The sequence below is a fragment of the Acinetobacter sp. YH12049 genome (assembly GCF_013419875.1).
In the GTDB taxonomy this organism is placed as follows: domain Bacteria; phylum Pseudomonadota; class Gammaproteobacteria; order Pseudomonadales; family Moraxellaceae; genus Acinetobacter; species Acinetobacter amyesii.
In genome coordinates, this window is sequence record NZ_VOZH01000060.1 from 1 (window position 1) to 10764 (window position 10764).

Sequence of the window (10764 nt, forward strand, 5' to 3'; positions counted from 1 at the left end):
GAACATAATCCCACCTTCAAATTCACGGAGCCTCGCAGAGCCTGCGGAGCACGAGGAGAAGTGTTTTTAATTCGATATAATTGCGTAGTAATTATATCGAATTAAAAACACGGAAACGAGCTTAAGAATTAAATAAAATGTTCCCACATTTTATTTAATTCTTCCCGTGCCGGCCTATGCTAAACTGAAAATACAAAAACCTCACCCATTTTATGCTGGAGAATGCGATGGCGGCCCGTGGAAGACCTGCGAAAATACTCACCCCAAATGACCTCACGACATTGCAGCAATTCCTGGAGAAACTTCCCTTCCTCAAGAAAAAACAACAACAGGCTTTGACCCTACTTCAGCAATCCAATGGCAGATTCAATGACAAACAACTCAGCCTGTTCAAAACAGTCGACCGAGAGAAAAACCAGTTCCTAACAAGACAGGCACTCATTGAACAAATCAAACTGAAGGACAAAAACCAACAGCCCCTCTTGGCCAACGAAATTGAAATTCTGACCTTACTCAATCAAACAATGGATCAAAATAATTTTTTCCGCCTGGATCGTGCCCTAGAGTCTTATCAGAAAATTGAAAAAGCTGCCCTAGACAATCGAATCCGGCTGGAGAATGAACACAAACGTGAAATTTTGCAGAAAAGTCACAAGGAACTGACAGAAGCCCAGAAAAAACGCAATGCAGAAAACCAACTCAAATACGCGATAGGAGGTGTAGTTCAATCGCTTTATAAAGACCTCGATCTTCAGATCCAACACAGCGATATTCCCCTACTCAAAGATGCCCTCCTACAGAGCATTATTTGGGAAAGAGCCATTAAAGAAACCACAATCTATAAAGAGATCCAAAACAACACCGAAGACCTCAAGGAAGAAACAAAATTATTCCAGCGTATGGTTGAAGATTTGCCAACCTATAAAATCAATGGGCAAGAGTTTCACAAAGTACTCATCCAAAAGCACCGTGGAAAGCCATAAAATGCGATTACAGCCTGTTTTTGGCTTAATCCTACCCATCCCTAATAAAAAATGTAATCAGGGCTAAAAATGCGAAATAGGCCCTTTTACGCTTTACCTAATATGAATCCTTAATTTATAAACTAAGAAATATCCTTAAAATTCAAATTAAATACCTAAAAGGTATCTATAGAGCGAGTGTCTACGAGCGAACCACTAAAATTCGCGCTTCGACTTTCTGAAAAACAGCTTTTTAGGCTGTAGAGCCTAATAAAGCGTAAATCACATGTAAAAATCAGATTCTAGATCGAGCGAAAGCGAGTAAAAAAGCTTTATGAGCGAAGCGAATTCATTCTTGCTTTTGATTTTTAGAATTCAAGAAAGAATTAACTAAAAAATTGCCCCAACGAATCGAGCGAAAGCGAGATTCAATAGAGTTTGAGCGTAGCGAAAACATAGGGCAATTTTTTCACTCCCTGGGCTTTTAATTATTTTTAATGTTTTTAAATGCTTTTAGATATCCTGAAAGCCTTTATTTAAAAGCTTTACAGGTTCTATTAAACTAGGTTTGTCGACCCTTAAAACTAGGTTTGTCGACCCTTAAAACTAGGTTTGTCGACCCTTAAAACTAGGTTTGTCGACCTTAAAACTAGGTTTGTCGACCTTTTACTTCTTTAATATTAAGTTTGTTCTTAAAACAATCACTAAACTAAGGTTTATTAGCCTAAAAGCCTTTAAAGGTGGTGAAATTATATTAGTCTTAAAGGGTATTAAAACTAGGTTTATCGACCTAGTAAAAAGAGAATTGCCAAAACAATTTGAATAGTCTATCTTACGACCTAGTTGTTAAGATAATAAATAGAGAAATGTCAAAATTAATTGTTAAAGACAATGCTTTAGTTCAAGCAAGTTATACACTTGATACGGTAGAACAACGCTTAATTTTACTTGCGATAGCAGAAGCCAGAGAAACTGGACATGGGATTACAGAAAATAGCCTCCTTGAAGTTCATGCAAGTAGTTATATAAATACTTTTAATGTTGAAAAACATACTGCTTATAAAGTTCTGAGAGATGCATCTAAAAGTTTATTTGACCGTTATGTCACTTATCATGACATTAGCCCTAAAACGGGGAAAGACCGCAGTTTTCACTGTCGTTGGGTAGATAAAATTGGTTATGAACCAAATTCAGGGATTGTTTTTTTACGCTTCACTCAAGACATAGTTCCTCTTATTACTCGCTTAGAAGAAAACTTTACTAAGTATGAATTACAGCAAGTCGCTAAATTAACCAGTACTTATGCAATTCGTTTGTATGAATTGTTAATTCAATGGAGATCCGCAGGAAAGACTCCTGTTTTTGATTTACAAACATTTAGACAGCAACTAGGCGTTGAAGTTAATCAGTATAAGACTATGAGTAACTTCAAAAGTTATGTTCTAGATTTTGCTATTAAACAAGTTAATGAACTAACAGATATAACTGCTAAATACGAACAACATAAAACAGGTCGAATCATTTCAGGATTTTCTTTTAAACTAACCCAGAAAAAAACTAAAACACAAAATACAAAGGTTGATTTCCCTAAATTAACTGATGCACAACGTCACTTGTTTGCTAACAAACTATCAGAACTCCCAGAAGTAAGTAGCAACTATTCTCAAGGAACTGAAAGCTATCCTGAATTTGCTGTAAGGCTTGCTGAGATGCTCAAAGATTCAGAAAAAGTAAAGGAATTTATTCCATTCCTTGAAAAAGTAGGTTTTAAAGCTGCATAAAAATCGAGCTTGATCATTTGTCTATTAGACAGTCTAATAGACATCAACTTTTGACAAGATTAGGCATAGTTTTACACCATGAAAAGCCTTTCAGTTCTTGAATTATCCAAACTTTACAACATCAATAGACAAACGATTTACAACCATATAAATAAAGGAATTTTAAGTAAAAATTCTGATAATAAAATTGATTTTTCTGAAGCTATCCGTGTATTTGGGGAGCCTGCTAAAAAACAGGATGTAAAAGAACCTGTAAAAATAGACAGTCCAAATTCGGCAGAAGTTTTACTGCTTAGACAACAAATAGACATGCTGAAAAATCAGCTTGATGATGCCAAAGATCGGGAATCTTTCTATCAAAACCAAATTGAAACGATGCAACGTCTATTAGAAGCCCCAAAACCTAATATGACTACGTTTACCGATCAAGAACCAGTGCAACACAGCATGGCCAAAACAGATCCCGAACTGGACACAGCAGAAGCTAAACATGACGGATTGACTACTCCGGAGCAGACAGAAAATAAGCGTATTCCTGTACCGGAGCATGTTGAACCGGAGCAACCGAAAAGAGGCTTCTGGAGCCGGTTTTTCTTGCCGAATGGCTAATAGCACTATTCAACTGAGCTAATCAAAGTTGTGAAACATTGATCAAGTAATAGGCGTGGAACGTGACAAATCATAAAAAAAGCCCGGTCATGGAAACTCGGGCTATCAACTAGGAACTACAGCGTTGAATTATAAGGATAATTATACAGCATTTCGTATAACGCGTATTATGTTAATTTTAGGAAATCTTAAATTTCTACTTAAAATTTTATTTTTGAAAAATCGATCTTGTACCCAGCTTGATTTAAAGAATGTGCAATACCTATACGCCAATTATGTGCATTTGCATCAGTGTATACAACGCCACTTACATCACCAGGAAGCTCAATATTTTCTTCTTTCTTAACTAGGCAAACAACTCTTTCTCGACCATATAATCCTGTTAAAAACCCATGCTCAAAAACTACATTCTGTCGTGCTCTGTATTTAAGATCAGGTTCTTGTACTGCTTTACCTTCATCATCTGGAGTATATAAAATAATACCAAAACCGATATTCTTATCATTTATATGTTTTTCTAACTTTTCAATTATTGTTAGACTCCCATCATGTTGCTCACGCAGGACTAAGGGTTCTATTCCTAAAGAATACAGAAAAGTTTTTACATCAGATAATAAGTGATCATCATGTCCATGAACTATAAAGACTTTTGTTAAATCAATACTATCTTTACTAGATTGAGTTGAACTTTGAATCGTAGACCTACTACCCTTTGCCATCGTTATAAACTGATCTGTGATATTTTCAAGTTTTACAATTGCTGAGTAAAGATGGTTAGGTACATAGACAGCAAATACTCCTGAGGCTGCATAGCTAGCTTGCCTTTGCTCATGTCTGATTCTTTCTTGATTTACAAGAATATTTGAAGGTTCATCACTTTTATAAATATTAATTTTATTAATACTTTCTATAGGATAAGTCTGACCATTAAATACAATCGGCTGGCCTAACTCATATGGATCAACAAACCTAGAAACTACATCCCTTACATCCGTCAAATCAGTCTTGATTTCATGATCAATTTCTTTTTTCTTAGAGTTATTTATATATTCTAAGATAACATGATAGTACATTTACAACGATCCATAATGGGTTAAATAACTCGCACAAGTGAAGTGCAATACATTGTTTTTTAATATTTATTACAAAAATATACTTAAGTAAACAACCACTGATTAAAGTTTAAAGTAGACCATCCCCCCATAGGAGTCATAGGGCGCATAGGTCTCATGGGAGTCATAGGACGCATAGGTCTCATAGGACGCATAGGTCTCATCGGTCTCATGGGAGTCATAGGGCGCATTGTTCCTTGAGGGGAAGTCCCCATTATCCACGCAACAACTTTGCCATTTGTATCTAATAACGTTCCACTATTAAATGCTCCTAACCAATTAAGATTATCAGCAGAAAAAAAATGATTATTAGTATGAAAGGCTATCCAATCCATATTGGTATTAAATAGATGATTACCGTTCAACCAACCAACTAGATCACAATTTTTATCTATAATTGCTTGCATAACAGTCCTTTATTTATCAGCTTTTCTAGAGTGATGCGTTAATTGCATTGTAGGTAACATAAGTTTAGGTAAATTTAATCTCTCACAGATACTACTAAGATACTCTCGCCAATAAGGCCAAACATGAATTGTTGAATTCTTTAAAGCAAACTCATCTATACATTCTTGTGGTAAATCTTTTTTCAAAGAGTATTCAAGCACATACTCAACATCAATATTACTTAATAACTCGTGACTTTGACTCTCTTTCCACTCTACGCCAAAATCAATATATATTCTTACTAAGCGAGCTTTATCTTCGGCATCAGATAGAACCACTGATTTTTTAACACGATGCTTTAGGTTTATTGACGCTTCTTCATAATCACTAAGTAATGGATCCCCACCTAAGTGTTGTGCTACAGAACTATTAATAAATATATTTTTAATTTCTAGATTACTGATAGCAGATTGTAAGTTATGGCTGATTTTGCTCATACTGCAATTCTCGTAAATGTATTATTTTGTTCAATTTCAGATACTGATATAAGTCTTAAATCATGTTTATGGTATTCGTTGATATTTTGACTACTTTCAATAGAATCATATGAAGCACTATATTCATTATTTTTTATAACTTTTAACCTTCTTCTTTTTAACGAAGACTGTAGAGATCTAATAACTTTCAAATCACTAAATGTGCTTCTATTCATATGAGAAAGCCTCAACAATGTATCCATCGCCTCACTTTGCATAACATCGTTATTCTCATACTTAGAAAAGGCTGTTGGCCCGCCTCCAAAGAGACGATATGCATCAGTTTGATCAATATCTAAATCTTTTCGAATTTGTTTAATCTCTTCCGCAGATAAAAGTCCATCATGAGCTTTCTTTGCAGCCAATACTGCTCGTCTATGATCTTTAATCATTGATGTGATACTAGGCTGTACACCACAAACATCACACTCAAGAAAGTCTTCTCTGACATTTAAAACTGTATTTTTATAAGATATCTCTCTAATGCGGCTTTTTTGAGTCAAAGATCCTTCACCGCACGCATTGCAGCAAGAATTAATAATTGACATTGAACACTCCACACACCTTTACACAGGTATTAAAAAACTTCATAACCAACTATTAGTCATGAAGTGAACAGATGAGTACAACAGATCCCGTTTCACTAAGGGCAAATTTCAAATAGACCTTAATGGGAAACTCCTTTGCTAGTTCGGCTCTCCAATAAGGTAAATTGAAGACATATACATCACAAGCGAGCCACCGTTTAGGCCGACTAGTCATACAAAGTTCCGATTTATAAAAATGACTTGCAGAACTCAAAGCAGTTTCAAAAACATGCTTCAGTCTAAGGTCAACAGTTAGACCTGCCTCGGATAGAATAACTCCATCATGCAAATCTAATAGCTCATACCAGTCATCACGGGAATCCGTTGTCACAAAATTAAAGAATAAATCCTCATCATCTTCAGATTTGAGGTCCTTAATCTTTTCTAATAATGCCGTTCTATCGTACAGGGGGACATTATTAGACAACTCTCTTAAAGGAGAGTCCGTGGCTAGCGTAGCTAACTGCGCTTCTTCCACATCTTTAAATTGGCTTTTGATTATATTATTTACCATAATGGTAAGTCCATACCTGCAAGATGGCATTAAAAAATAAATTTATCAAGTAATTTTATTTTATGTAATGCTAGGATTTTTAAATTAAAGAAATTCTATAAGGCCCATTAGGAATACACAAGATCTAAAATCAGGCAGTGCGACAATATTTGACACCAATTTTAAAAATTATTAAAAAAAACAAACAAATAACAAAATAAAATGTTTCAGAACTGATCAATTAATAGTCGATCTATTGTAGAATTATGAATTAGTTCCTCTTTTAGGGATCATTATTTAACATAAAATCTCTTACACGAAATCCAGATTCAAGACATAAAAAAGCCCGACATCCTGTCGGGCTTTTTCGTATTGGTTCGCTTGGCATAACTCCTGTCGTGCCGCCGATCCTTGTGCGATTATTTATTTTTATTCTGCGGAACATCCTGTTCTCTTATGACTTCATGATATTGAATACAGGGGATTGTGAACATCCGCAAAATCCCTAAATCCATGTGCGCTCAGGCGTACAAAATTGGTTATTTTTTATCCCGAGAGTTGTCCGCAGAAATTGGGGATAATTTAAGCCATAGCTGGCTTGATAACGTAGAGAAAAATGACAATTTGATTAAATATTGATCAATTTTATTTGCAAGAAGTATCAAAACTGCTCATAAAAAAGCCGACTTGTTTCCAAGCCGGCTTTTCGACATCATCGAGCATTTTATTTATAGCATAAGTTTTTGATTTTTATAAGTTTCAATGTATGCGTTTCGTATAACCTCTATTATGTTAAATAGACTCAAAAATAGTGGAAGTTTTGCTATAGTTACTCTATTGATTAGCATTCCAAGCTTTTAATAAACGCCAAATATTTTGATCTACAGCTTTCCAATCTTTTAATGATTCATAAGGCATTCTCCATTCAATATTCACGTTAGGATAGAGAGGTGTTTCAGATTTTGTGGTTATTACGATTTGGTCTGTAAGATTACGATTAATTGTCATTAAAAATTCAGAATGGTATGGATCTGATGCATGACCTAAACAATGATAAGAAATATCAGAATCCAAATTTATTGAATAGCATTCTAAATCAAATTTTTTAAATGAATCTTCATATTTTACAAATTTATGTGATGTTAAATAGTTTATCCATTCTCTTGGTGTTCGTTTATATTTAAAAGATATGGGATCAAGTGTACTGAAATTTTGTAGATGCACTTTTACTTGATCTTGATAACTCCTATCATAAAAGTTATTAATTTTTATATTCTTAGCATTATTCAAAAGTAGATTAAATTGCATAGGCTTTTGAAAATCGGCAACGTTCTCAATTTTATCATCGTCATTTAGTATTTCTACTGTAGGAATGAAGTTAATAGGAAACTGCCCAAGAAAAGGGTTACTTAAAACTATGCCTTGCTCAATATTCTTTTTACCACCTACAACTGTTTTTATAATTAAATCCGATGAAATCCCCCAAGTCACTAAATCCCCTGATTTTGATATATCTTTATAATATTCAATATCCGATTTTTCTGATAAAGATTTAGACCTAGGTTCTGAAGAGTCAGTACATCCACATATAGCAGTAAAATGTATTATAATAATAAAAGTTCTGATGGCATTCATAATGAAAGTCTTCTATTTATTAAATTTCCCTAAAATTAACATAATACCAATTATACGAAATTCTGTATAATTATCCTTATAATTCAAAGCTATAGTTTCTAGTTTATAGCCCGAGCATCCCTGTTCGGGATTTTTCACGTTTAGCGATCAATAATCAATGGATACCATTGAAACCTTTTAGGTCTTCTGTTTTCTCAAAAATAAAGTCTCTACGATCTAGGATTAGACAGTTTTTATTGTGTCGTCTGATTGATCTTGTGGCTTTGCTAATATCATGGCAATCCCAAGATTTGTCGGCTCCTGTCATGGCCGTAATTGGATGGGCTTCTTGTGCAATATAAATTAGTGCAACCACCATTTGCCTGCCATTTTCATAGCGTTTACGTGCAAATACGATATGGTGAGCAATTTTTAAAAACTGAACTGTCGATTTATTTAAACGTTCTTGGACAGACATAACTTATCTCCAAAGCATAAGCTATTATAACAACTAAATCACAACTAATTAACAATTATTTTTTCTTTTATGTTAACCAGACGATTTAAAAACGACTCCAAAAAACCCTTTTCTCTGGTTCTGACTCAAAGTGGATGATTTTTTGAGTTAAAAACAGGATATTTTAAATAGTGAATTACCCCCACTATAAGCCTAGTTAGATTCTTTTAGCTCACAAAGCTCGGCTTAAAAAATGAGTTTAAGTAACTGATCTAAATAAATAAAATGGGATAGTAATGAATTTTAGGCTAGACGCTAAAAAAAATAGAATCTAAAATTCATCACTAATCATCTAAAGTATTGATTTATAATTACTATCTTGCTTTTTTCTCAAAAATCTAAAATTCATTACTAATCGTCTAAATTATTGATTTATAATTATTATCTTGTTTTTATCGAAGCTAAAAAAATCTAGAAGTCGAATTATCTTTTACAATACAAGAGAAAGTTCTGCATTCAGCTTGGCAGTTGCAATATCAGGTTCTGTCACGTTAAGGAATTAAAGATCAAATAATTCGGTTAAGTCCCTATCAGAAGTATTTCCATGAAAAAATTCAGTACAAGTGAGCATCTCAAAAAAATGGATCGCAAGGATTGGGCAACAGCTCAATCGATTACGACCTTCGGCATGAGTCCCAAAGAAAAAAGGGCCCATAAAAAAAGATCCTGGGAACGCTTTGAACGGATCCAGTCTGGAGAAACTACACTGGAAGATGAAGAGGCTGTTCTGCTGATGCAATGGCGCGCCTTAAACAATCTGCCTAAAAACCAGAACTAAAATCATTATCCTGATCATGATTCCTTATTTTGTCAGGGGTTACTGCCTTGTCTCTCATTTGCAAAGGCACACGTTCGATGACCTGCCGCTGCATGAATGCCAATTCTTCATCAATAGAGGCTATCTGAATAACTGAATTCTTTAACCGTTGGCCCAGATCACTTAAGTATTCAAATTTCTCAAGTCGATCGAAGGATTCGGTATTCAAAAGATCGATATAAGTCTGTAAATCATGCTGAATCAGCCTAAAAGGTTCGGTCGTTTGATGATCTTGCAATAAGGCTTGCTGCATTTTTTGTTGTAAAAACAATAATTTTTCTTGAGCATACCAACGCTGCCGTGTCCGTGGTGTTTCAGCTTGCGTGCTCAATTCTTCAATCTCTTGACGATTTTTTAATTCAGCCTCGTAAAATGGGCGATACAACTCATAATGATTTTCAGCACGTAACTGGTTAATTTCAGCAGTCATTCTTTCCCGTTCGGCCACTAATTCCGGCTCTTTCTCACGCGCAAAACGGACCGCCTTATTCATCACAGGAACATCCTTCAGCTGTGTGCCATGCTTCTTGTTGTACTCCTTGTTGGATAAACAGCTGACCAAGCTAGGAACTTCCACCTGAATTCCCTTGATTTCCACCATCTTGGTCGGGGCATAACGCATGAGACTGTCATTAATCAGCTCTTCAGTCTTCTGCCGATACAGCTGTAACTGCGCCTTTCCCATACCTAACACATCAGCTGTCAGCTTCTGCGCCCCACCTTTCTGTGGATCCTTTGGGTTATAACGCTTAAAAAACTGTTCTGCGGTCCGGTCGATGCCATCAACATGTCGTTCACTATACATAAAATGCAAATGCGGTTGCTCTTGCCCACCCAACGATCCAACATGATTATGAATGGCACAGGTAAAGGGATAGCTATAGCGGTCTGCGAACTCAGCAATAAACGCCTCGGCCAATTCAATCCGCTGTGCCTGATTCAACTCTTTGGGCAAGGCCACCACCAAACTGGAACAGGTACGGCCATTACTACGTTCATAAATATCTGCAGCGTCCCAAAACTCAGCCGGCTTTCCTTCAGCAAAATTTGGCAGATTGCCGGATCTCACAAACTCGATCTGTTCTGAGGCACTTTCTTTATAATTTTTAAAGTGCGAAGTCCGGGTAATGTAGTGAAACCGGTTCTTGGCCGTGGCAGCATTTTTTACTTTCCCCGATCGGGTTTTCACGGCCTTTTTGCTTGTGTGTTCCAGGTTGCAATAGAACATAATCCCACCTTCAAATTCACGGAGCCTCGCAGAGCCTGCGGAGCACGAGGAGAAGTGTTTTTAATTCGATATAATTGCGTAGTAATTATATCGAATTAAAAACACGGAAACGAGCTTAAGA

The 10764-nt window shown here is 35.5% G+C and carries 12 protein-coding genes; 4 read left to right on the forward strand and 8 right to left on the reverse strand.

All coding sequences use genetic code 11. From position 1 onward, the window contains the following. Window positions 1-212: 212 nt before the first annotated feature. From FTU05_RS16255 to FTU05_RS16265, 3 genes are all read left to right on the forward strand, one after another. Window positions 213-983 carry a hypothetical protein gene (locus FTU05_RS16255; protein WP_257230142.1) on the forward strand — a complete coding sequence of 257 codons (771 nt, stop codon included), beginning with the start codon at window positions 213-215 and terminating at the stop codon, window positions 981-983. 845 nt (window positions 984-1828) lie between these two features. Then, the gene (gene repM, locus FTU05_RS16260) at window positions 1829-2743 is read left to right on the forward strand and encodes a replication initiation protein RepM (protein ID WP_180000635.1); all 915 of its coding nucleotides are present in this window, start codon (window positions 1829-1831) and stop codon (window positions 2741-2743) included. A gap of 78 nt (window positions 2744-2821) precedes the next feature. After that, window positions 2822-3352 carry a plasmid replication DNA-binding protein gene (locus FTU05_RS16265; protein ID WP_180166054.1) on the forward strand — a complete coding sequence of 177 codons (531 nt, stop codon included), beginning with the start codon at window positions 2822-2824 and terminating at the stop codon, window positions 3350-3352. Between the two features lie 200 nt (window positions 3353-3552). Here FTU05_RS16265 and FTU05_RS16270 read toward each other — a convergent pair whose 3' ends face one another. The 7 genes from FTU05_RS16270 to FTU05_RS16300 form a co-directional block, all read right to left on the reverse strand. Continuing rightward, entirely contained in the window at window positions 3553-4425 is an 873-nt protein-coding gene (locus tag FTU05_RS16270) for a TIR domain-containing protein (RefSeq protein WP_180166057.1), read from the reverse strand. Window positions 4426-4508: 83 nt separating this feature from the next. Next, window positions 4509-4871 carry a 4-fold beta flower protein gene (locus tag FTU05_RS16275; protein ID WP_180166059.1) on the reverse strand — a complete coding sequence of 121 codons (363 nt, stop codon included), beginning with the start codon at window positions 4869-4871 and terminating at the stop codon, window positions 4509-4511. Window positions 4872-4880: 9 nt separating this feature from the next. Next, window positions 4881-5348 carry a preprotein translocase subunit SecB gene (locus tag FTU05_RS16280; RefSeq protein ID WP_160126743.1) on the reverse strand — a complete coding sequence of 156 codons (468 nt, stop codon included), beginning with the start codon at window positions 5346-5348 and terminating at the stop codon, window positions 4881-4883. Further along, window positions 5345-5935: a type II toxin-antitoxin system MqsA family antitoxin gene (locus tag FTU05_RS16285; protein WP_180166061.1), complete on the reverse strand. Its 591-nt coding sequence runs from the start codon at window positions 5933-5935 to the stop codon at window positions 5345-5347. The genes FTU05_RS16280 and FTU05_RS16285 overlap by 4 nt, the downstream gene beginning before the upstream one ends. 52 nt (window positions 5936-5987) lie before the next feature. Beyond that, window positions 5988-6488, reverse strand: a complete 501-nt coding sequence (locus FTU05_RS16290) for a hypothetical protein (RefSeq protein ID WP_160126745.1) — start codon at window positions 6486-6488, stop codon at window positions 5988-5990. Window positions 6489-7301: 813 nt separating this feature from the next. After that, window positions 7302-8102: a hypothetical protein gene (locus FTU05_RS16295; protein WP_180038271.1), complete on the reverse strand. Its 801-nt coding sequence runs from the start codon at window positions 8100-8102 to the stop codon at window positions 7302-7304. 154 nt (window positions 8103-8256) lie between these two features. After that, a complete protein-coding gene (locus FTU05_RS16300; RefSeq protein WP_180166063.1) occupies window positions 8257-8559 on the reverse strand; it encodes a hypothetical protein in 303 nt (100 codons plus the stop codon). Window positions 8560-9142: 583 nt separating this feature from the next. On the opposite strand from FTU05_RS16300, the gene FTU05_RS16305 reads away from it, so the two are divergent. Next, the gene (locus FTU05_RS16305) at window positions 9143-9376 is read left to right on the forward strand and encodes a hypothetical protein (protein WP_249733010.1); all 234 of its coding nucleotides are present in this window, start codon (window positions 9143-9145) and stop codon (window positions 9374-9376) included. On the opposite strand, the gene FTU05_RS16310 is transcribed toward FTU05_RS16305, so the two are convergent. Further along, on the reverse strand, window positions 9360-10643 hold the full coding sequence (locus FTU05_RS16310) for a MobA/MobL family protein (protein WP_180166065.1): 1284 nt from the start codon (window positions 10641-10643) through the stop codon (window positions 9360-9362). The genes FTU05_RS16305 and FTU05_RS16310 overlap by 17 nt on opposite strands. Between the last annotated feature and the right edge of the window lie 121 nt (window positions 10644-10764).